The organism is Modestobacter sp. I12A-02662, from assembly GCF_041028325.1.
Classification (GTDB): domain Bacteria; phylum Actinomycetota; class Actinomycetes; order Mycobacteriales; family Geodermatophilaceae; genus Modestobacter.
Genome location: NZ_JABGDE010000002.1, coordinates 273,104 through 292,745 on the forward strand (window position 1 = coordinate 273,104; position 19,642 = coordinate 292,745).

Here is a 19,642-nt window from a genome sequence, read left to right on the forward strand (position 1 = left end):
TGGCGTCCCGGCTGTCCGGCCCCGGAATGGCACACCTGTCGGTCGCAGGTGCGGGGAGGCCGGCGCGGCAGGCCTGAGCCGCCCGGGCGGGCGGTGCCCCTAGGCTCGCAGCGCTCCGCCGTCCCGACCCCGGAGGTCCCCTGTGCTGGCCAGCATCGGATACGCCGTCGCCTACACCGGCGTCGGCATCCTGCTCCTCGTGGTGGGCGCCGTCGCGCTCGACCTCCTGACGCCGGGCCACCTGGCCCGGCACATCTACGAGGAACGGTCGGTCAACGCCGCGATCGCCCTCGCGGCCGGCTTCCTCGGTCAGGGCGCGATCGCCTTCACGACCATCTGGACCAACGCGACCAGCGGGTTCGGCACGGCGCTGGGCTGGACGGTGGTCTTCGGGCTCATCGGCGTCGCGCTGCAGGTCGCCGCCTTCGTCGTCCTCGACCTGCTGACGCCCGGGAAGCTCGGCGCGGCACTCATGCAGGTGCCGTTCCACCCCGGGAGCCTGGTGCACGCGGCGGCCACCCTCGCGGTGTCGGCCATCATCGTCGCCTCGATCTGGCCCTGACGATGAGCCGGATCAACGACGTCGGCGGGATGTCCGGGTTCCCGGCGATCATCGAGGAGCCCGACGAGCCGCCGTTCCACGCCGACTGGGAGGCGCACGTCTTCGCGCTCAACGGGGCGCTGATCAAGCGCGGCGTCTACAACCTCGACGAGTTCCGCGACGCCCAGGAGCGGCTGCCGGTGCAGGAGTACCTGGCCGCCTCCTACTACGAGCGGTGGTTCGCCGCGATCAGGACCCTGCTCGCGGAGAAGGGCGTCGCGACGCCGGACGAGCTCCATGTCCCGCACGACTGAGCTCGCGCCCGGGATGCGGGTGCGCACCCGCACCGCCGACCCGGCCGGGCACACCCGGCTGCCGCGGTACGCCCGCGGGGCGGTCGGCGTGCTGGTCGAGCGGGCCGGGCAGCACCCGCTGGCCGACGACCGGGCCCGCGGTCGGGAGACCGAGCCGCACGTCGTCTGGCACGTGCGGTTCGCCGCCGCGGACCTGTTCGGCTCCGGGGACCACACGGTCACCGTGGAGCTGTGGGAGGACTACCTGAGCCCGGTGGAGGAGAGCTGATGAGTGGCGACCACGCGAGTTCCCTGATCTCCGCGGAGGTGCGGCACGTCGAGGCGTTGCTGGAGTCCCGCGGCCTGCTCGACGCCGGGGAGATCGACACCCGGATCGACGAGTTCCTCGCCGGCGGCACCCCGGCCAACGGCGCGCGGATCGTCGCCCGCGCCTGGACCGACCCCGGGTTCGCCGAGCGGCTGCTGGCCGACGCCAACGAGGCGATCCGCGAGGTCGGGCTGTCGATGGCCGGCGGGCTGCAGGAGCAGCGGCTGAAGGCGGTGGCCAACACCGCCGACGAGCACAACGTCGTGGTCTGCACGCTGTGCTCGTGCTACCCGATCGCGCTGCTCGGGCCCTCGCCCGGCTGGTACAAGAGCGAGGCCTACCGCTCCCGGGTGGTCCGGGACCCGCGCGGGGTGCTGGCCGAGTTCGGCCTGGAGCTCCCCGCGGCCACCCGCATCTCGGTCTGGGACGCCAGCGCGGAGTCGCGGTACATGGTGGTGCCGCGCCGTCCCGCCGGCACCGACGGGCTGCCCGAGGCGGAGCTCGCCGCGCTGGTCACCCGCAAGGGCCTGATCGGCACCGCCGCCGTCTAGGCATCAGCCGCCGAGCGCGGGGACGACGTGCTCCACGTTGCGGTGCCCCCGTCCGGCGTCGACCAGGGTCGTGCCGAGGACCGGCCGGCTGGACACCGTCGCGGTCGGGTGAGCCGGGTCACCGGTGAGCTGGACGACGACCTCCTCGCCCCAGCTCTTCCAGCTGGCGCGCCGCCGGGCGACGAACCGGCCCGTCGCGACGTCCGCCGCGGTGACGTCGGCGGGCAGTGAACGGAGCGCGGACACCACCCGGTCGGGGAGGCCGGGTCCTCCGGGCACCGGCACCCGCCGCTCCTGGCGCGGGCTCAGCGAGCGGCCACGCGGGACGCCGCGGACACCGAACAGCTGCGCGGTCCCCAGCACGAGCGCCATCAGCACCCCGAAGACCACTCCACCGCCCAGCCCGGTGAGCAACCCCTCGACGGCCCCCGCGCCGATGCCGGCGAGAGCGAAGAGGCCGGCGAGCGGAAGGCCCAGGAACAGCCCGAAGGGGACCGCCGTGACCGCGAGGAGCGTGCCGTACAGCTTGAGCGCCCTCATGATCGTCGATCTTGAGGAGGCCACAGCTCAGCCGCCAGTCGACGGCACACGGGCTCAGCCCCGGGCGGCGAGGACCCGCTCGTAGACCTGCACGGTCTGCTGGGCGATCGCCGGCCAACCGAACTCGGCGAGCACCCGCTCCCGGCCCGCCCGGCCCATGTCGGCCGCCCGCGCCGGGTCGGCGAGCAGCTCGCTGACCCGCGCGGCGAGGCCGGCGGCGAAGCCCGCGGGGTCCTCGGCGTCGTAGGGCACCAGCAGCCCGGTGCGGCCGTCGTCGACCACCTCCGGGATGCCGCCGACGGCGCTGGCGACGACCGCCGTCCCGCAGGCCGCCGCCTCCAGGTTGACGATGCCGAGCGGCTCGTACACCGACGGGACCACGAAGACGGTGGCCCCGGTGATCAGCGGGACGAGCCTGTCCCGCGGCACCATCTCCTCGATCCACACCACCCCGGAGCGGCGGGTCTGCAGCTCGGCGACCGCGTCCGCGACCGCCTGCCGCTCCGCCGGGGTGTCCGGCGCGCCGGCGCACAGCACCAGCGCGGCCTCCGGCGGCAGCTGCTCGGCCGCCGCCAGCAGGTGCATGAGGCCCTTCTGCCGGGTGATCCGGCCGACGAACAGGGCGTAGGGCCGGTCGGGGTCGACCCCCATCGAGCGGACGACGTCCGGGTCCTCGATCGGCCGGTAGGCCTCGGCGTCGACGCCGTTGCCGACCACGTGCACCTTGGCCGGGTCCAGCTCCGGGTAGACGTCGAGCACGTCGGCCTTCATGCCGCGGCTCACCGCGATCACCGCGTCGGCGGTCTGGTAGGCGGTGCGCTCCACCCAGGACGACAGCCGGTAGCCACCGCCGAGCTGGTCGGCCTTCCAGGGCCGGCGCGGCTCGAGGGAGTGCGCCGTCACCACGTGGGCCGCCCCGTGCACCAGCTGGGCGAGCAGCCCGCCGGTGTTGGCGTACCACGTGTGCGAGTGCACCAGGTCGGCGCCGCCGAGCGCGGCGGCCATCTCCACGTCGATGCCGACGGCCTGCAGCGCGCCGTTGGCGCTGGTGAGGCCCGGCGGGACGGCGTGGCCGGTGGCGTCCGGGCGGGCGCCGCCGAAGCAGTGGACGTCGATCTCCGGGCCCTCGGGGAGCTCGCGGAGCGCGGCGACGAGGTGCTCGACGTGCACCCCCGCGCCCCCGTAGACGTCCGGCGGCCATTCCCGGGTGATCACTCCGACGCGCACGGGGGTCACCCTAGGGCCGGGCGGTCCGGTTGGCGCTCCCTGCCCGCGCGCCCCCTGCCCGGCGGGGCCGGCCGGCAGCGGGCCGAGTTCGTCCCTCCGGGTGACGCGGTGCCGTCCGCCGGTCTCCCGCTGTCACCGTCGCCGACCTGCTGGTCGTCGCCGCGGGTGACGAGAACGGGTGAGCCGGTGCGCACGAGTGCGCACCGCGGGCGATCACCGGATACGTTGCGACCATGCGTGGCGGTCCGAGAGTCCTGGGCATGGTGCTGGCCGGCGGAGAGGGGAAGCGGCTCGCGCCGCTGACCCAGGACCGGGCCAAGCCGGCGGTGCCGTTCGGCGGCAACTACCGGCTCATCGACTTCGTGCTCTCCAACCTGGTCAACGCCGACATCCGGCGGATCGCGGTGCTCACCCAGTACAAGAGCCACTCGCTGGACCGGCACATCACCACGGTGTGGCGGATGTCGACGCTGCTGGGCAGCTACATCACGCCCGTCCCGGCGCAGCAGCGGCTGGGGCCGCGCTGGTACACCGGCAGCGCCGACGCGATCTACCAGAGCCTCAACCTCATCTACGACGACCGCCCGGAGATCGTCGTCGTCTTCGGCGCCGACCACGTGTACCGGATGGACCCGGCGCAGATGATCGAGCAGCACCTGGCGACCGGCGCCGGGGTGACCGTGGCCGGGCTGCGGGTGCCCCGCAAGGAGGCCACCGCGTTCGGGGTCATCGACTCCGACGAGAGCGGCAAGGTCGTCCAGTTCCTGGAGAAGCCGGCCGACCCGCCGGGGCTGCCCGGCAGCCCGGACGAGACCTTCGCGTCGATGGGCAACTACGTCTTCACCACCGACGCGCTGCTGGAGGCGCTGCGGGTGGACGCCGCGGACGACGACTCGGTGCACGACATGGGCGGCTCGATCATGCCGATGATGGCCCAGGCCGGGGACGCCTACGTCTACGACTTCAGCAGCAACCAGGTGCCCGGGGAGACCGAGCGCGACCACGGCTACTGGCGCGACGTCGGGACGATGGACGCCTACTACGACTCCCACATGGACCTGGTCTCGGTCACCCCGATCTTCAACCTCTACAACGACCGCTGGCCCATCTACACGCTGCCGCCGCAGTTCCCGCCGGCCAAGTTCGTGCTCGGTGGCCGGGCCGAGGAGTCGATGGTGAGCGCCGGGGTGATCATCGATGGCGGCTTCGTGCGCGGGTCGGTGGTCTCCCCGGGCGTGCGCATCGAGCGCGGCGCCCGGGTCGAGGACTGCGTGCTGATGGACGGCGTGCACATCGGTGAGGGCGCGACGGTGCGCCGGGCGATCCTGGACAAGAACGCGATCGTTCCGCCGGGCGCGCAGATCGGCGTCGACCTGGACCGGGACCGCGAGCGGTACCACGTCAGCGAGGGCGGCGTGACCGTGCTCGGCAAGGGTGCCCGCGCCTCGTCCTGAACGCGCCGCTGATCGTGACGCTGCTGCTGGACGACGTCTCGCAGCAGCACTTCGACCGGCTGCGCGCCGCGCACTTCCCCGTGGCCCGCAACCACCTCGCGGCGCACGTGACGCTGTTCCACGCGCTGCCGGGGGAGCGGGTCGCCGACGTGCGCGGCGAACTGGCCGCGGCGGCCGGCCGGCCGGCGTTCGACGTCGCGGTCACCGGGGTGCGCTTCCTCGGCCGCGGCGTCGCCTACGACCTGGCGGCCCCCGAGCTGACCGCGCTGCGCGACCGGCTGGCGGCCGCGTTCGCCGCGGACCTCACCCCGCAGGACCGGCAGTGGCGCCGGCCGCACGTGACGGTGCAGAACAAGGTCGACCCGGCGGTCGCCCGGGCGCTGCACGCCCGGCTGGCGGCCGGCTTCCAGCCCTGGACGGCGGAGGCCCGGGGACTCGGCCTGTGGTGGTACCGCGGCGGCCCGTGGGAACCGGTGGACGCCTACCGGTTCGTCTGATGGCCCGTCCAGAGGCTCGCCCCGAGCGCAGGTGGCCCCGCTCAGAGGCTCGTCCCGAGCGTGCGAGGGATGAGGAGAGCGGGGTCCTCCACGAGCAGGACGGGGTCCTTCCTCAGCGCTTGGTGGCGACCAGCAGGCCGGCGCCCATCGGCAGGACGGCGCAGGTCAGCGTCTCGTCCTCGCGCACGGTCCGGGCGATCTCCCGCCAGGCCACCGTCTGGGGGTCCCGGGCCGAGCGGTCGGCGATCCGGTCCTGCGCCAGCAGGCCGTGGCAGACCAGCGAGCCGCCCCGGCGGACCAGCCCGAGCAGGCCGCTGAGCTGGCCGGAGTACTCGAGCGGCGGGCCGGCGCAGACGACCAGGTCGTACGCGCCGGGGGAGAGCCGGGGCAGCACCTCGGCGGGTGTGCCGAAGATCAGCCGGGTGCGCCCGCTCGGCGTCCCGGCCTCGGTGAACGCCCGCCGGGCGGCCCGCAGCTCGGCGGGGTCGCCGTCCAGTGCGGTGAGGACGCCGTCGGGCCGCATCCCCTGCAGCAGCCACAGCCCGGTGACCCCGCCGCCGCTGCCGATCGAGACGACCGCCCGGGCATCGGAGCCGGCCGCGAGGACGGCGAGCGTCGCGCCGACGGCGGGCTCGACGGGCTCGGGGGTGCCGAAGGCGGTGGCCGAGGTGAGAGCGCGCTGCCGGGCCGCGAGCATCGCCGGGGTCTCGGTGGCGAAGGAATCGGCCCAGGCCGCGGCACCGGTCGGGGAGCCTCCGGAGGGGGGCGGTCCCGCGGTGCTGGTCACCCGGCGAGGGTAGTGGCGGGGTGGCGGGTCCGCCGTGGCGGGTGCTGCCTGGGAACTCCCTGTGGGTCTGCACCACCGGGAACACCGCCCGGGACGTGCTCCGTTGATCAGGACGTGCGTCTGTCGCGTACCGCCGTCCACCGTCCCTCCGATGAACCCGTCCCCGCCGGGGAGGTGTCCGGGCCGGGCGTCTGCGATCCTGGTGGAGTGAGCGAGGACGCAGCGACCGGGCCGGGTGCCGTCGTGCCCGAGGCCGCCCCCGTCCTCCCGGCCGATGCCGCCGACGGGTGGGTCGCCCCCACCTGGGACCAGGTCGTGCGCGAGCACTCCGCGCGGGTGTACCGGCTGGCGTACCGGCTCTCGGGCAACCAGCAGGACGCCGAGGACCTCACCCAGGAGACCTTCGTCCGGGTGTTCCGCTCGCTCGCGGACTTCTCGCCCGGCACCTTCGAGGGCTGGCTGCACCGCATCACCACGAACCTCTTCCTGGACATGGTGCGCCGCCGGCAGCGGATCCGGTTCGACGCGCTGCCCGAGGACACCGAGCGCCTGCCCGGGTCGGCGCCGTCGCCGGAGCAGGTCTACGCCGACACCCACCTCGACCCGCAGGTGCAGGCCGCGCTGGACGCGCTGTCCCCGGAGTTCCGGGTGGCCGTCGTCCTCTGCGACATCGAGGGCCTCACCTACGAGGAGATCGCCGCCACCCTGGGCATCAAGCTCGGCACCGTGCGCAGCCGCATCCACCGCGGCCGCGTGCAGCTGCGCGAGGCGCTGGCCCACCTGGCGCCCCGCCGTCCCGCCGCCGCGGAGCAGGAGGTCTCGTGAGCATCCCGGAGAGCCACCTGGCGCAGGAGGCCATCGCCGCGCTGGTCGACGGCGAGCTCTCCGGCGGCGCCGCGAACCGGGCGGCCCGGCACCTCACCGGCTGCACCCAGTGCCGGCTGGCCGTGCAGGCCCAGCGGGAGGCCAAGGCCGCCCTGCAGCGGGACGCGGACGTCGCCGTCCCCGGTGACCTGCTGTCCCGGCTGAACGCCATCCCGTTCACCGCCGACGTGCCCAGCGGCGGCGGCCTGGGCGGGCTCAGCGCCGGCGGCGGCGGGCTCACCGCCGGCTCGTGGGCGATCCCGCTGGCCCCGCCCGAGCCCCCGGCCCGCCCGGGGCAGGCCCGCTGGCTGCGCCGGGGCATGACCGGCGCCCTCGCCGGGCTCGGCCTGGGCGTCGCCGTGCTGGCGGTCGGCCTGCCCGCGGCCGAGCGCACCGAGGACGTCCCGCCGCCCGGCTCGGTCGCCGGGGCGGTCCGCGACACCCTGCCCACGGAGCGCACCGACGTGGTGCCGCCCGTGGTGCGCACGATCACCGCCGCCAACACCCTGCCAGCCGGCGGGCCGAACTGACGGCGAGCACCGGCGCGGGCTCGCGTCCGGACGACTCCGCCTCCGCGCAGCCCCCCGCCGACACCGCCGGCGAGCAGGCCTTCGCGCGCCCCGCCGGCACGGCGGGTCCCTTCGCGCCGGCTGACCGCCCACCGCCCCCGCTGCCGGTGCCGAGCCCCCCGCCGCCTCCGGCCGAGCAGGCCGCGTTCGGGCGGCCCGGCGACGTCGCCGGCTCCTTCGCCGGCGACCGGCCGACGGCGCCGCCGCGCCCTGCGCCACCTCCGCCGCCCGAGGCGGTGCTGCGCGCGTTCGCGCCGCGGGGCGGGGCCACCGGCCTCGGTGAGCCGCCGGAGGGCCGCCGGCGGCCGCGGCGGACCGCGACCGGCCCGTTCTGGAAGGCGGACGCGACCGCCGACCCGTGGCGGGACCCGTACGCCCCCGCGGGGCTCGGCGCGCCCGCCCGCTACCCCGAGGACGAGGAGCCCCGCTCGGGTCCCTTCCTGGTCGACGCGCGCGGACGGCGCAAGGTCCGGCTGCGCGACGTCTCGGTCCGGCTCGCCTCGCTGGCCCTGCTCGCCCTGCTGCTGGTCGGCCTGGTCAGCGGCACCACCGCCTGGTTCCTCGGCCGCACCGCGGACGAGGAACCGCTGCTGTCCCCGGACACGCAGCTGTCCGAGGTGTCACCGGGCACCAGCCGCGAACCGGGCTCGGTCGCCGACATCGCCGCGCGGGTCGGCCCGGCCGTCGTCTCGGTCGAGGTCCGGCTGGCCAACGCCGGCGCCACCGGGTCGGGGGTCGTCGTGGACGCCGAGGGCGGCTACATCGTCACCAACAACCACGTGATCTCCGGCGCCGCGGACTCCGACGACGCGGAGATCCGGGCGGTGTTCAGCGACGGCAGCGGCTCCGCGGCCCGGATCGTCGGGCGTGACCCGGCCAGCGACCTCGCCGTCCTCAAGGTGGAGAAGCCGGGGCTGGTCGCCGCCTCCCTCGGGGACTCCGCGGAGCTCGTGGTCGGCGACCCGGTCGTCGCCATCGGCTCACCGCTGGGGCTGGCCGGCACGGTGACCAGCGGGATCGTCAGTGCGCTGGACCGGCCGGTGCGGCTGTCCGGGGAGGGCAGCGACACCAACGCGGTGATCAGCGCGGTGCAGACCGACGCGCCGATCAACCCCGGCAACTCCGGCGGGGCGCTGGTCGACAACACCGGCGCGGTCATCGGGATCAACACCGCGATCGCCTCCGTCGGCGGCAACGGCACCACCGGTGGCTCGATCGGGCTGGGCTTCGCGATCCCGGTGGACACCGTCCGGGAGATCGCCGAGCAGCTGATCTCCACCGGGCAGGCGGTGCACGCCTCGCTCGGCGTGAACGCCCGCTCGGTCACCGACGGCACCCGGGACGGTGCGCTGGTGGTCAACGTCGAGCCGGCCAGCGCCGCGGCCGACGCCGGCATCCAGGAGCAGGACGTCGTCATCGCGGTGGACGGCGAGCCGGTCGGCAGCTCGGAGGAGCTGCAGGTCGCCGTCGACTCCCACGACCCGGGCGACACGGTCACCGTCGAGCTGGTCCGCGGCGGGAGCTCCCGGGAGGTCGAGGCGACCCTCGACACTGCCTGAGGGAGGACCCGTCCGACCCACCCTCCGCACGCGCACAGTGGGGCCCGGGACGGGGCCTACGCTGGGCGGGTCCGCGTGCGAGGAGGAACGGTGTTCGACTCGATCGGCTGGGGTGAGATCGTCGTCCTGGCGCTGGCCGCGCTGTTCATCTTCGGTCCCGACCGCCTGCCGACCCTGGCCAAGGACGCGGCCGGCGGGCTGAAGAAGGCGCGCGCGGCGATCACCGGGGTCCGCGGCCAGCTGCACGACAGCCTGGGCGACGACTTCGACCACCTCCGCGACCTCGACCTCCGGCAGTACCACCCCAAGACCTTCATCCGGCAGCAGCTGCTCGAGGACGAGGAACCCCCCGCGCGGCGGGCCGCCGGGTCCAGCGCACGCACGCGGAACGCGGCGGTGCGGACGGCGGAGGCGCAGCGGCCCCGGGACTCCGCCGTCCCCCCGCCCTTCGACGCCGACGCGACGTAACGGTCGTCCTCCCGGACCCCACCGCGGCCAGCAGGAGGACCTCGGTGCCCCCCACCCCTCGCTGACGCTCGGCGCGGGCCCCTGCACCGAGGCCGGCACGACAACGCAGAGGCCGGTCACCCCGCTGGGGTGACCGGCCTCTGTCGTCGGGTCCTACCGGCGGACCGGCGTGAGACCCAGGGACATGCCGGACAGGCCGCGCGAACGGACCGCCAGGCTCTCCGCGATGGCGGACAGCGCCTGCGCCGCGGGGGCGTCCGGCTCGGCGAGCACGATCGGCGCGCCCGCGTCACCGGCCTCGCGCAGCCGGGTGTCCAGCGGGATCTGACCGAGCAGCGGCACCCGGGCACCGAGGGTCCTGGTCAGCGCGTCGGAGACCGCCTGGCCGCCACCGGAGCCGAAGACCTCCATCCGGGAACCGTCGGGCAGCTCCAGCCACGACATGTTCTCGATGACCCCGACCACCTGCTGGTGGGTCTGGGTGGCGATCGCACCGGCCCGCTCGGCCACCTCGGCGGCGGCCAGCTGCGGGGTGGTGACCACCAGGATCTCGGCGTTGGGCAGCAGCTGGGCGATGGAGATCGCCACGTCGCCGGTGCCCGGCGGCAGGTCGAGCAGCAGGACGTCGAGGTCCCCCCACCACACGTCGGCGAGGAACTGCTGCAGCGCGCGGTGCAGCATGGGCCCGCGCCAGACGACCGGGGTGTTGCCCGGGGTGAACATGCCGATCGAGATGACCTTCACGCCCATCGACTGCGGCGGCATGATCATGTTGTCGACCTGGGTGGGCTTGTCGTCCACGCCGAGCATCCGCGGCACGGAGTGGCCGTAGATGTCGGCGTCCACCACGCCCACCGACAGGCCGCGCTTGGCCAGCGCGGCCGCCAGGTTCACCGTGACGCTGGACTTGCCGACCCCGCCCTTGCCCGAGGCGACCGCGTACACGCGGGTCAGCGACCCCGGCTGGGCGAAGGGGATCACCGGGTCGGCGGCGTCGGTGCCGCGCACGGTCTTGCGCAGTTCGGCGCGCTGCGCGTCGTCCATGACGTCCAGACCGACCTGGACGGCGGTCACGCCGGGGACTGCGGAGACGGCCTGGGTGACCCGGTTGGTGATCGTCTCGCGCATCGGGCAGCCGGCGACGGTCAGGTAGACCTCGACGCGGACGGCACCCGGGTCGCCGCCGACCCCGATCTGCACGTCCTTGACCATGCCCAGCTCGGGCAGCGGACGGTTGATCTCCGGGTCCTGGACGGTCGCGAGCGCCGCGTTGACGGCGTCCAGCGCCGGCGACCCGGTCAGCGTGTCGGACATGCGGGATGTGTCTCCTTCGACGGGGAGCCCGGGACGACCGGCCCCCGCACCTGCGGGAACCCGGACACGGGCAACTCCACTGTACGGCCGGCGACGGGACCGCCCGTCCGACGCAGGTGTGAGCCAGGGCATGTCAGCACCCCTCACTAGGGTCGGCAGGGTGTCGACGTCGGACCGTTCCCGGACCATCCGCGACGCCGTCGGTCTGGGGGCCGCCGTCGGCCTGTACGGCGTCGCCTTCGGTGCGGCGGCCGCGGGGGCCGGGCTGAGCACGTGGCAGGCACTGACCATGTCCGCGGTGATGTTCACCGGCGCGTCGCAGTTCGCGCTGGTCGGTGTGCTGAGCGCGGGCGGGGGAGCGGCGGCCGCCGTCGGGAGCGCGCTGCTGCTGGGCACCCGCAACACCGTCTACGGCGTACGGCTCGCCCCGCTGCTCGCGCCGCGCGGCTGGCCGCGGCGGGCCGGCGCGGCGCACTGGGTGATCGACGAGACCACCGCGATGGCCGTCGCCGCGCCCGACCGCGAGCTCGGCCGGGTCGCCTTCTGGGCCACCGGGGCGACGATCTACCTCGGCTGGAACGTGACCACCGTGATCGGCTCGCTGGGCGCGGCGGGCCTCGGGGAGACGGCGCAGGCGGCCCTGGACTCCGTCGTCCCGGCGGCGTTCCTGGCGCTGCTGTGGCCCCGGTTGACCCGCACGGCGAACGAGCCGGCGGTCCAGCGGCGGGTCGCGCTGGGCGGGGCGGTCGTCGCGCTGGCGCTCACCCCCTTCGTGCCGCCGGGCGTGCAGGTGATCCTCGCGGTGGTCGCGGTCGCGCTGGTCGGCCGGCCGCGCCGGGTCGCGGCGGGGGAGGCCGCGTGAGCTCCGGGACGCTGTGGGCGGTCGTCCTCGTCGGCGCGGTCGGCTGCTACCTGCTCAAGCTCGCCGGGCTGTCGGTGCCCGCGGCGTGGGTGGAGCGGCCGTGGGTGACGCGGGTCGTGGAGTTCGTGCCCGCCGCGCTGCTGGCCGCGCTGGTGGCCGTGCAGGTGGCGAGCTCCGGCTCCGACCTGGTCGTCGACGGGCGGCTGGTCGGGCTCGCGGTGGCCGCCGTCGCGCTGGCCCTGCGGGCCCCGTTCATCGTCGTCCTGCTGCTCGCCGGGGCCGCCGGCGCGCTGGTCCACGTCGTCACCGGCTGACGGCAGCGGGCCGCCGCCGTCCGGGTGGACGACGACGGCCCGCGGGGCCGGGCGGGTCAGTGGGCCAGCGGGAGCTGGGCCTCCTCCGCCAGCCGCTCGGTGGCGGTCGTCGTCTTCAGCGGCTTCTCCTTGACGAAGAGGACGACGACCAGCGCCAGGAACGCCAGCGGGGTGGCGATGAGGAACAGCTCCGCGGTCGCGTCCCCGTAGGCGTTCTGCACCAGGGCCCGGACCTCGGCCGGGAGGGCCGACATGTCCGGCGCCGCGGCCTGGTCGCCGCCCCCGGCCCCGCCGCCGAGCACCGCCAGGTCGCCGGCGACCCGGTTGGCGAGCACCGCGCCGAGCGCGCTGACGCCGATCGTGCCGCCCAGGCTGCGGAAGAACGACAGCACCGAGGTCGCCGAGCCCAGCTCCCGGGCCGGGACGTCGTTCTGCGCGGCCAGCACCAGGTTCTGCATGAGCAGGCCGACGCCGACGCCGAGCACGGCCATGTAGGCGCCGAGCACCCAGATCGAGGTCTGCGCGTCGATGGTCGCGAGCAGGCCGAAGCCGGTGGTCATCAGCACGCCACCGGCGATCAGGTAGCCCTTCCAGCGGCCGGTCCTGGTGATCAGCGCACCGGCGACGGTGGAGGAGACCAGCAGGCCGGCGACCATCGGCAGGGACAGCAGGCCGGCCTCGGTCGGCGAGTAGCCCAGCGACACCTGGAAGTACTGGGAGAGGAAGACCGTCCCGCCGAACATCGCCACGCCGACCAGGGCGCTGGCGACCACGGTGAGGGTGACGGTGCGGTTGCGGAAGATGCCCAGCGGGATGATCGGCTCGGCGACCCGGGCCTCGACCCGCACGGCCAGGGCGAGCAGCAGCACCGAGCCGCCGACCATCAGCGCGGTCGGGCCGGACAGCCAGTCGAACCGGTCGCCGGCGAGGGTGACCCAGACCAGCATCAGGCTGACCCCGGCGGTGATGAGCAGCGCGCCGAGCCAGTCGATGCGCACGTCCCGGCGGCGGACGGCGGGCAGCTTCAGCGTCTTCTGCAGCAGCGCGATCGCCAGCAGCGCGAACGGCACGCCCATGAAGAAGCACCAGCGCCAGCCCAGCCACGAGGTGTCGACGATCACGCCGCCGATGAGCGGGCCGGCGACGGTGGCGACGGCGAAGACCGCGCCGAAGATGCCGGCGTACCGGCCGAGCTCGCGCGGCGGGATCATCGCGGCCATCACGATCTGCACCAGCGCCGTGAGGCCGCCCGCGCCCAGGCCCTGGACCACCCGGGCGATGATCAGCGTCGTCGTGTCCTGGGAGAACCCGGCCAGCAGCGACCCGGCGACGAACAGGCCGAGGGAGAGCTGCACGAGCAGCTTCTGGCTGAACAGGTCGGCCAGCTTGCCCCACAGCGGCACGGAGGTGGTCATCGCCAGCAGCTCGGCGGTGACCACCCAGGTGTAGACGGACTGGCTGCCGCCCACCTCGGAGATGATCGTCGGCAGGGCGTTGGAGACGACGGTCGCCGCCAGGATGGAGACGAAGATGCCCATCATCAGGCCGGACAGCGCCTGGAGGACCTCTCGCCTGCTCATCCGGGTGGCCGGGGCCGGTGCCCCTGCCGCGTCGCTCACGGTGGGCGTGCTCATGCTGCTCCTGTCGGTGGGTGGATCGGGTGTCAGCGGGCCGGGGTGGCCGGCGGCAGCCCGGCGGCGAGCGCGTCGAGCGCCTCGTCCGCGAGCGTGGCCAGCGGGGTGGCGCCGTCCTGGCCGTGCCAGCGCATCAGGCTGACCCGCAGGGCGGCGGAGACGACGGCGGCCAGCAGGGCCGGACCGAGGTCGACGTCCTGCCCGGTGCGCTCGGCGATGGCCAGCGCCATCGCCTGCTCGTCGGCGGCGCCCATCTCGACCAGCCGCGGCAGCAGTGCCGGCGTGCCGGCCAGCACGGTCATCCGGGTGCGCAGCGTGGCCGGGTCGGCGGTCAGCTCGCCGACCTCCTCCCGGACGGCGGCGCGCACCGCCGCCGGCAGGGACAGGTCCGCCGGCTGGGCGCGCAGCCGGGTGGACAGCCGCGGTTGCTCGGCGCCGCCGGGGCGCAGCAGCGCCTCCTCCTTGCTGGAGAAGTGGTTGAAGAACGTGCGGTAGGAGACGTCGGCCTCGCCGGCGACCGCCTCGACCGTGACGTGCTCCCACCCGCGCTCGGCGGCCAGCCGCAGCGTGGCCGCGGCCAGCGCGGCACGGGTGTCCGCCTTCTTGCGCTCGCGTAGTCCGGCCACCGGACGAGGATGCGCCCGTCGCTGCACGGTGTGCAACATTGCTCGTTGTGCAGTCGGTCTCACCCGCCGTCCCGCCGGCTCGGGGCGGGCCGGAGGATGGGCGGTGTGCTCATCGTGATCGGCGGGGTGCCCGGGGTCGGGAAGACGACCGTGGCCCGCGCGGTGGCCGGCCGGCTGGGGGCTGCGCACCTCCGGATCGACGCGTTCGAGGCCGCGCTCGTGGTGCAGGGCCTCGTGCCGTCCCCGGCCGGGGTCGGCACGCACGGGTACGACCTGGCGCGCGCGGCGGCGGACACCTGCCTGGCCGCCGGCACCGACGTCGTGGTCGACGCCGTGTTCCCGGTGGCCGCGTCCCGCCGGGCGTTCCGGGAACTGGCGGCTCGGCACGACACCCCGGCGCACTGGCTGCGGCTGATCTGCACCGACCCCGCCGAGCACCGCCGCCGGGTCGAGCAGCGGGCCGCGGACCTGCCGGGGCACCTCGCCCCGGACTGGCCCGCGGTCACCCGGCGGGACGTCGACCAGTGGCACGAGCGGCACACCGTCGTCGACACGGCGAAGGGGGACCCGGTGGCCGCCGTCCTCACCGCCCTGGGGCGCTGAGCCTCAGACCGCGGTCTCCGGCGCGGCCTCCCGCCGCTTCTTGCCGGGCTTCTTCTTGCGGTCGGGGCCGCCGTCGTCGCCGTCCTCGCTCAGCACCCGGCCGAGCTCACCGCGGATGAAGTCGCGGGTGGCCAGCTCGCCGATCGCCACCCGCAGCGAGGCCAGCTCGCGGGCGAGGTACTCGGTGTCGGCACGGGTCTGCGCGGCCCGGCTGCGGTCCTCCTCGGCCTGCACCCGGTCCCGGTCGGCCTGCCGGTTCTGCGCCAGCAGAATCAGCGGCGCGGCGTACGCGGCCTGGGTGGAGAAGGCCAGGTTCAGCAGGATGAAGGGGTAGGGGTCCCAGCGGAGGTTGACCGCCGCGACGTTCAGCACGATCCAGACGATCACGATGATCGTCTGGACGGCGAGGAAGCGCCCGGTCCCCAGGAAGCGGGCGATCCCCTCGGCGAACCGGCCGACCGCGTCGGGGTCCAGGCGCAGGGCGCTGCCCAGCGAACGGTTGCCGCGGGGTTGGTCCAGCCGCTGGTCGGCGCGCCGGTCCGGGTCAGCCACGGCGGGTCCGCTCGCGCCAGTCCTCGGGCAGGAGGTGGTCGAGGACGTCGTCCACGCTCACCGCGCCGACCAGCCGGCCCTGGGCGTCGACGACCGGGGCGGCCACCAGGTTGTAGATGGCGAAGTAGCGGGTCACCTCGCCCAGCGGGGCCTCCGGGTGCAGCGGCTCCAGGTCGTCGAGGACCCCGCTGACCAGCCCGGACGGCGGCTCGCGCAGCAGCCGCTGGATGTGCGCCAGCCCCAGGTACCGGCCGGTCGGCGTGGCCGACGGCGGCCGGCAGACGTACACCTGGCTGGCCAGCGCCGGGGTCAGCTCGGGCACCCGGACCCGGGCGAGCGCCTCGGCGATGGTGGCGTCCGGGGTCAGGATCACCGGCTCGCTGGTCATGATCCCGCCGGCGGTGTCCTCCGAGTACTTGAGCAGCTGGCGCACCGGCTCGGCCTCGTCGGGCTCCATGAGCTCCAGCAGCCGGTTGCGGTCGACGTTGGACAGCTCGGCCAGCAGGTCGGCGGCGTCGTCGGGGTCCATCTCCTCCAGCACGTCGGCGGCCCGGCGCTCCTGCAGGGTGCCGAGGATGACGATCTGCTCGGCCTCGGGCAGCTCGCCCAGGACGTCGGCCAGCCGCTCGTCGCTGAGCGCCTCGGCCACCTCGTGCCGTCGCTTGATCGGCAGCTCCTGCAGCGCGTGCGCGACGTCCGCGGCGTTGAGGTCGCGGTAGGTGGCGATCAGCGTCTCGGCGCTCTGCCCGGTCTCCGGCAGGGCCAGCCCGTTGACCTCGTCCCAGGCCAGCTGGTGCAGCTGGCCGCGGCGGCCGAGCCGCCCGGGCTCCTGCACGGCGAGGCGGGAGAGCACCCAGTCACCGGTGCGGGTCTGCTCGATCGCCGCGTCGACGACGGTGGCCGGCCGGCCGGACTCCACGATCGTCACCGACCGGTCCAGCAGCTCACCGAGCACGAGCGTCTCGCCGGCCCGCTGCTCGAAGCGCTTGAGGTTGACCGTGCCCGAGGAGAGCGTCACCGACGAGGCGTCCAGGCCGGTGACCCGGCCCATCGGGCAGAAGATCCGGCGCCGGGCGACCACCTCGACGATCAGGCCGAGCACCCGCGGCACGGCCGTGCCGACCCGGAGGGCGACCAGCACGTCGCGGGCCTTGCCGACCCGGTCACCGTTGGGGTCGAAGACGGTCAACCCGGCGATGCGCGAGACGTACGCCCTCGTCACCGTCGTCACGGGGGGAGGCTACCGTCGAGCCTGTGGCGACCCCCGCAGATGGACGGCTGGACTACGAGGTCGTGGACGTGTTCGCGCCGCATCCGTTCAGCGGCAACCAGCTCGCCGTCGTCCTGGACGCCGGGGACCTGACGACGGCGCAGTGCCAGACGCTGGCCGCCGAGTTCGGCTACTCCGAGTCCACCTTCGTCAGCGCGCCGACCGAGCCGACCGCCTCGTACCGGGTGCGCATCTTCACCCCGCGCACCGAGCTGCCCTTCGCCGGTCACCCGAGCGTCGGCACCGCGCACACCCTCGTCCGGCTCGGCCGGCTGCCCGCCGGGGTCGTGCACCAGGAGTGCGGGGCCGGGGTGGTCGCCGTCGAGGTGGACGACGCCGGGGCCCGGCTCACCGGTGGCACGGTGTCGCTGCGCCCGGGGCCGGACGCCGCCGCGCTGGCCGCTGCCCTCGGCCTCGACGCCGCGGACACGACCGGCCGCCCGGCGCACCTGGTCGGCTGCGGCATCGACTTCGCCCAGCTCGAGGTGCGGCCCGGAGCGCTGGAGCGCGCAGTCCCCGACCCGCGGGCGCTGGACGCGCTGCTGCCCGGCGTGCAGGGCGGGGTCTCCGTGCTGGTCTGGGACGCCGAGGCGCGCCGCGGCACCGTCCGGGTCCTCGCCGCCGGCCTCGACTGGGCCGAGGACCCGGCCACCGGGTCCGCCGCCCTGGGCACCGGCATCTGGCTGGCCACCGAGGGCCTGGTGCCCGAGGGCGTCACCGACTACCTGCTCGCCCAGGGGGCCGCCGTGGAGCGGCCCTCCGAGCTCGCCGGGCGGGTCACCGTCGGCGCGGGTGCGGTCACCGAGGTCAGCGTGGCCGGGGCGGTGCGGCCGGTCGCCACCGGCACCATCCGGGTCCCGGCGTGACCGGTGCCGCCACAGCGGCGCCGGCCTGGGCGGTCACCCGACCGGGGAGCCGCGACACCGCGCTCATGGCGGTGGCCGTCGTCGGCGTCTCCTTCTCCGGCCCGCTGACCGCGCTGGTCACCACGTCCTTCCTGGCCATCGCGTTCTGGCGCAACGCAGCCGGCGCGGCCCTCCTGCTGCCGGTCCTGCTGCTGCGCGAGCGGGGCGCGCTGGCCGGACTGCGTGCCCGCGACCTCACCAGCTCGGTGGTGGCCGGGCTGTTCCTGGCGGCGCACTTCGCCGCCTGGCTGCCGAGCCTGTCGATGACGACGGTGGCCGCCTCCACGGCGCTGGTGACCACCACCCCGGTCTGGACGGCGCTGGCCGCGCGTCTCTCCGGGGTCGAGCTGCCCGCGCAGGTGTGGTGGGGGCTGGCGCTGGCCGTGCTCGGCGCCGCGCTGATCGCCGGGGTCGACGTCACCGTCTCCCGGGAGGCCCTGGCCGGGGACGGCCTGGCGCTGCTGGGAGCGATCTGCGCGGGCGGCTACATGCTCGCCGGCGCGCGGGCCCGGGAGCGGCTGACCACCTCGGCCTACTCGGTGACGTGCTACTCGGTGTGCGCCGTCGCGCTGGCCGCCGCGGCGCTGCTGGCCGACCTCCCGCTGACCGGCTTCAGCGCCCGCGACTGGTGGCTGATCGCGGCGATCACCGTCTGCGCCCAGCTGCTCGGGCACACGCTGCTGAACCTCGTGCTCTCCTCCGTCGGCCCGACCGTCGTGGGCCTGGCGATCCTGCTGGAGGTGCCCGGCGCGCTCCTCGTGGCGCTGGTGCTGCTGCAGCAGGTCCCGCCGCTGCTCGCCCTGCCCGGGATGCTCGCGGTCGTCGCGGGCGTCGCCCTGGTGGTGCGGGGTGGCCGGCCCGCCCCCGAACCAGACCCGCTCTGACCGTCCGGCAACCCCACCGACCAGCGGAGGCACCGTGGCCGAGCTCCGACCCCGTCGTTCGAACCTCGCCGTCCCGGGCAGCAACCCCCGGTTCCTGGAGAAGGCCAAGGGGCTGCCGGCCGACCAGGTCTTCCTCGACCTCGAGGACGCCTGCGCTCCGCTGGCCAAGCCCGGGGCCCGCAAGAACATCGTGGCGGCGCTGAACGAGGGCGGCTGGGAGGGGAAGATCCGCGCCGTCCGGGTCAACGGCTGGACGACCGAGTGGACCTACCGCGACGTCCTCGAGGTCGTCGACGGCGCGGGGGCCGAGCTGGACTGCATCGTGCTCCCCAAGGTCGCCGACGCCGGGGAGGTGCGGGCCCTGGATCTCCTGCTCGGGCAGGTCGAGCGGGCCAACGGGCTGGAGGTCGGCCGGATCGGCATCGAGGCGCAGATCGAGGACGCCCGGGGGTTGCTGGACGTCAACGCGATCGCGTCCGCCAGCCCGCGGGTGGAGACCCTCGTCTTCGGCCCGGCCGACTTCATGGCCAGCCTGAACATGAAGACCCTGGCCGTCGGCACCCTGCACCCCGACTACCCGGGCGACCCCTTCCACCACGTCCTCATGACCATCCTGGTGGCCGCCCGCGCCGCCGGGGTGCAGGCGATCGACGGGCCCTTCCTCCAGGTCCGCGACGTCGACGGGTTCCGCGCGGTGGCCCGGCGCTCGGCGGTCCTCGGCTTCGACGGCAAGTGGGTGCTGCACCCGGACCAGATCGACGCGGCGAACGAGGTCTACGCGCCGTCGCAGGAGGACTACGACCACGCCGAGCTCATCCTCGACGCCTACGACTGGTCCACCTCCGCGGCCGGCGGGACGAAGGGCTCGGCGATGCTCGGCGACGAGATGATCGACGAGGCGAGCCGCAAGATGGCGCTCGTGATCGCCGGCAAGGGCCGCGCCGCCGGCCTGGCGCGCACCCGTTCGTTCACCCCGCCCGGGGCCTGAGCAGAGATGTCC

The 19,642-nt window shown here is 75.1% G+C and carries 24 protein-coding genes; 16 read left to right on the forward strand and 8 right to left on the reverse strand.

The window, feature by feature from the left end; genetic code table 11:
• Window positions 1-142 precede the first annotated feature (142 nt).
• From HL189_RS01735 to HL189_RS01750, 4 genes are read left to right on the forward strand one after another with little or no spacing between them, the layout of a single operon-like run.
• Window positions 143-562, forward strand: a complete 420-nt coding sequence (locus HL189_RS01735; RefSeq protein WP_369131974.1) for a DUF350 domain-containing protein — start codon at window positions 143-145, stop codon at window positions 560-562.
• Between the two features lie 2 nt (window positions 563-564).
• Window positions 565-855 (forward strand): SH3-like domain-containing protein, encoded by a 291-nt coding sequence (locus HL189_RS01740; protein WP_222265838.1) that lies wholly within the window; start codon window positions 565-567, stop codon window positions 853-855.
• Window positions 839-1,123, forward strand: coding sequence for an SH3-like domain-containing protein (locus HL189_RS01745; protein ID WP_369131975.1), 285 nt, complete (start codon window positions 839-841; stop codon window positions 1,121-1,123). The genes HL189_RS01740 and HL189_RS01745 overlap by 17 nt, the downstream gene beginning before the upstream one ends.
• Entirely contained in the window at window positions 1,123-1,713 is a 591-nt protein-coding gene (locus HL189_RS01750) for a nitrile hydratase subunit alpha (protein WP_369131976.1), read from the forward strand. The genes HL189_RS01745 and HL189_RS01750 overlap by 1 nt, the downstream gene beginning before the upstream one ends.
• A gap of 3 nt (window positions 1,714-1,716) precedes the next feature.
• Here the strand turns inward: HL189_RS01750 and HL189_RS01755 are convergent, their stop codons facing one another.
• Both HL189_RS01755 and glgA read right to left on the reverse strand, forming a co-directional pair.
• Complete coding sequence (locus HL189_RS01755; protein WP_369131977.1) at window positions 1,717-2,253, reverse strand: hypothetical protein; 537 nt, start codon at window positions 2,251-2,253, stop codon at window positions 1,717-1,719.
• A gap of 54 nt (window positions 2,254-2,307) precedes the next feature.
• Window positions 2,308-3,480: a glycogen synthase gene (glgA, locus tag HL189_RS01760; protein ID WP_369131978.1), complete on the reverse strand. Its 1,173-nt coding sequence runs from the start codon at window positions 3,478-3,480 to the stop codon at window positions 2,308-2,310.
• A 233-nt stretch (window positions 3,481-3,713) separates the two neighbouring features.
• Between glgA and glgC the strand changes: the two genes are divergently transcribed.
• Window positions 3,714-4,934 (forward strand): glucose-1-phosphate adenylyltransferase, encoded by a 1,221-nt coding sequence (gene glgC, locus HL189_RS01765; protein WP_369131979.1) that lies wholly within the window; start codon window positions 3,714-3,716, stop codon window positions 4,932-4,934.
• A 14-nt stretch (window positions 4,935-4,948) separates the two neighbouring features.
• Complete coding sequence (locus HL189_RS01770; protein ID WP_369131980.1) at window positions 4,949-5,431, forward strand: 2'-5' RNA ligase family protein; 483 nt, start codon at window positions 4,949-4,951, stop codon at window positions 5,429-5,431.
• A 112-nt stretch (window positions 5,432-5,543) separates the two neighbouring features.
• Here the strand turns inward: HL189_RS01770 and HL189_RS01775 are convergent, their stop codons facing one another.
• A complete protein-coding gene (locus HL189_RS01775) occupies window positions 5,544-6,218 on the reverse strand; it encodes an O-methyltransferase (RefSeq protein WP_369131981.1) in 675 nt (224 codons plus the stop codon).
• Between the two features lie 207 nt (window positions 6,219-6,425).
• Here HL189_RS01775 and sigE point away from each other — a divergent pair, with 207 nt between their 5' ends.
• From sigE to HL189_RS01795, 4 genes are all read left to right on the forward strand, one after another.
• Window positions 6,426-7,043, forward strand: coding sequence for an RNA polymerase sigma factor SigE (sigE, locus tag HL189_RS01780; protein WP_369131982.1), 618 nt, complete (start codon window positions 6,426-6,428; stop codon window positions 7,041-7,043).
• A complete protein-coding gene (locus HL189_RS01785) occupies window positions 7,040-7,612 on the forward strand; it encodes an anti-sigma factor (protein WP_369131983.1) in 573 nt (190 codons plus the stop codon). The genes sigE and HL189_RS01785 overlap by 4 nt, the downstream gene beginning before the upstream one ends.
• 146 nt (window positions 7,613-7,758) lie before the next feature.
• Window positions 7,759-9,210, forward strand: coding sequence for a S1C family serine protease (locus tag HL189_RS01790; protein WP_369131984.1), 1,452 nt, complete (start codon window positions 7,759-7,761; stop codon window positions 9,208-9,210).
• 90 nt (window positions 9,211-9,300) lie between these two features.
• Window positions 9,301-9,678 carry a twin-arginine translocase TatA/TatE family subunit gene (locus HL189_RS01795; protein ID WP_369131985.1) on the forward strand — a complete coding sequence of 126 codons (378 nt, stop codon included), beginning with the start codon at window positions 9,301-9,303 and terminating at the stop codon, window positions 9,676-9,678.
• Window positions 9,679-9,831: 153 nt separating this feature from the next.
• Here the strand turns inward: HL189_RS01795 and HL189_RS01800 are convergent, their stop codons facing one another.
• Window positions 9,832-10,992: an Mrp/NBP35 family ATP-binding protein gene (locus tag HL189_RS01800; protein WP_369131986.1), complete on the reverse strand. Its 1,161-nt coding sequence runs from the start codon at window positions 10,990-10,992 to the stop codon at window positions 9,832-9,834.
• 160 nt (window positions 10,993-11,152) lie between these two features.
• Between HL189_RS01800 and HL189_RS01805 the strand changes: the two genes are divergently transcribed.
• On the forward strand, window positions 11,153-11,854 hold the full coding sequence (locus HL189_RS01805; RefSeq protein WP_369131987.1) for an AzlC family ABC transporter permease: 702 nt from the start codon (window positions 11,153-11,155) through the stop codon (window positions 11,852-11,854).
• The gene (locus HL189_RS01810; RefSeq protein WP_369131988.1) at window positions 11,851-12,168 is read left to right on the forward strand and encodes an AzlD domain-containing protein; all 318 of its coding nucleotides are present in this window, start codon (window positions 11,851-11,853) and stop codon (window positions 12,166-12,168) included. Before HL189_RS01805 ends, HL189_RS01810 begins: the two co-directional genes overlap by 4 nt.
• 56 nt (window positions 12,169-12,224) lie before the next feature.
• Here the strand turns inward: HL189_RS01810 and HL189_RS01815 are convergent, their stop codons facing one another.
• Both HL189_RS01815 and HL189_RS01820 read right to left on the reverse strand, forming a co-directional pair.
• Window positions 12,225-13,802 carry an MDR family MFS transporter gene (locus HL189_RS01815; RefSeq protein ID WP_369131989.1) on the reverse strand — a complete coding sequence of 526 codons (1,578 nt, stop codon included), beginning with the start codon at window positions 13,800-13,802 and terminating at the stop codon, window positions 12,225-12,227.
• 29 nt (window positions 13,803-13,831) lie between these two features.
• Complete coding sequence (locus HL189_RS01820) at window positions 13,832-14,428, reverse strand: TetR/AcrR family transcriptional regulator (protein ID WP_369131990.1); 597 nt, start codon at window positions 14,426-14,428, stop codon at window positions 13,832-13,834.
• Window positions 14,429-14,533: 105 nt separating this feature from the next.
• On the opposite strand from HL189_RS01820, the gene HL189_RS01825 reads away from it, so the two are divergent.
• Entirely contained in the window at window positions 14,534-15,031 is a 498-nt protein-coding gene (locus HL189_RS01825; RefSeq protein ID WP_369131991.1) for an AAA family ATPase, read from the forward strand.
• 3 nt (window positions 15,032-15,034) lie between these two features.
• On the opposite strand, the gene HL189_RS01830 is transcribed toward HL189_RS01825, so the two are convergent.
• Both HL189_RS01830 and HL189_RS01835 read right to left on the reverse strand, forming a co-directional pair.
• On the reverse strand, window positions 15,035-15,583 hold the full coding sequence (locus HL189_RS01830; RefSeq protein ID WP_369131992.1) for a DUF1003 domain-containing protein: 549 nt from the start codon (window positions 15,581-15,583) through the stop codon (window positions 15,035-15,037).
• Window positions 15,576-16,814: a CBS domain-containing protein gene (locus HL189_RS01835; RefSeq protein WP_369131993.1), complete on the reverse strand. Its 1,239-nt coding sequence runs from the start codon at window positions 16,812-16,814 to the stop codon at window positions 15,576-15,578. Before HL189_RS01835 ends, HL189_RS01830 begins: the two co-directional genes overlap by 8 nt.
• Window positions 16,815-16,837: 23 nt before the next feature.
• On the opposite strand from HL189_RS01835, the gene HL189_RS01840 reads away from it, so the two are divergent.
• From HL189_RS01840 to HL189_RS01850, 3 genes are read left to right on the forward strand one after another with little or no spacing between them, the layout of a single operon-like run.
• Window positions 16,838-17,719, forward strand: a complete 882-nt coding sequence (locus HL189_RS01840; protein ID WP_369131994.1) for a PhzF family phenazine biosynthesis protein — start codon at window positions 16,838-16,840, stop codon at window positions 17,717-17,719.
• Entirely contained in the window at window positions 17,716-18,642 is a 927-nt protein-coding gene (locus tag HL189_RS01845) for a DMT family transporter (protein WP_369131995.1), read from the forward strand. The genes HL189_RS01840 and HL189_RS01845 overlap by 4 nt, the downstream gene beginning before the upstream one ends.
• Before the next feature lie 34 nt (window positions 18,643-18,676).
• Window positions 18,677-19,630 (forward strand): CoA ester lyase, encoded by a 954-nt coding sequence (locus HL189_RS01850; RefSeq protein WP_369131996.1) that lies wholly within the window; start codon window positions 18,677-18,679, stop codon window positions 19,628-19,630.
• The last annotated feature ends 12 nt before the right edge of the window (window positions 19,631-19,642 follow it).

Excerpts from the sequence above, each read along its gene's own strand:
- HL189_RS01745 (WP_369131975.1), top strand. The coding sequence starts at position 839 with ATGTCCCGCACGACTGAGCTCGCGCCCGGGATGCGGGTGCGCACCCGC.
- HL189_RS01815 (WP_369131989.1), bottom strand. The coding sequence starts at position 13,802 with ATGAGCACGCCCACCGTGAGCGACGCGGCAGGGGCACCGGCCCCGGCC.
- HL189_RS01740 (WP_222265838.1), top strand. The coding sequence starts at position 565 with ATGAGCCGGATCAACGACGTCGGCGGGATGTCCGGGTTCCCGGCGATC.
- HL189_RS01755 (WP_369131977.1), bottom strand. The coding sequence starts at position 2,253 with ATGAGGGCGCTCAAGCTGTACGGCACGCTCCTCGCGGTCACGGCGGTC.
- HL189_RS01750 (WP_369131976.1), top strand. The coding sequence starts at position 1,123 with ATGAGTGGCGACCACGCGAGTTCCCTGATCTCCGCGGAGGTGCGGCAC.
- glgC (WP_369131979.1), top strand. The coding sequence starts at position 3,714 with ATGCGTGGCGGTCCGAGAGTCCTGGGCATGGTGCTGGCCGGCGGAGAG.
- HL189_RS01800 (WP_369131986.1), bottom strand. The coding sequence starts at position 10,992 with ATGTCCGACACGCTGACCGGGTCGCCGGCGCTGGACGCCGTCAACGCG.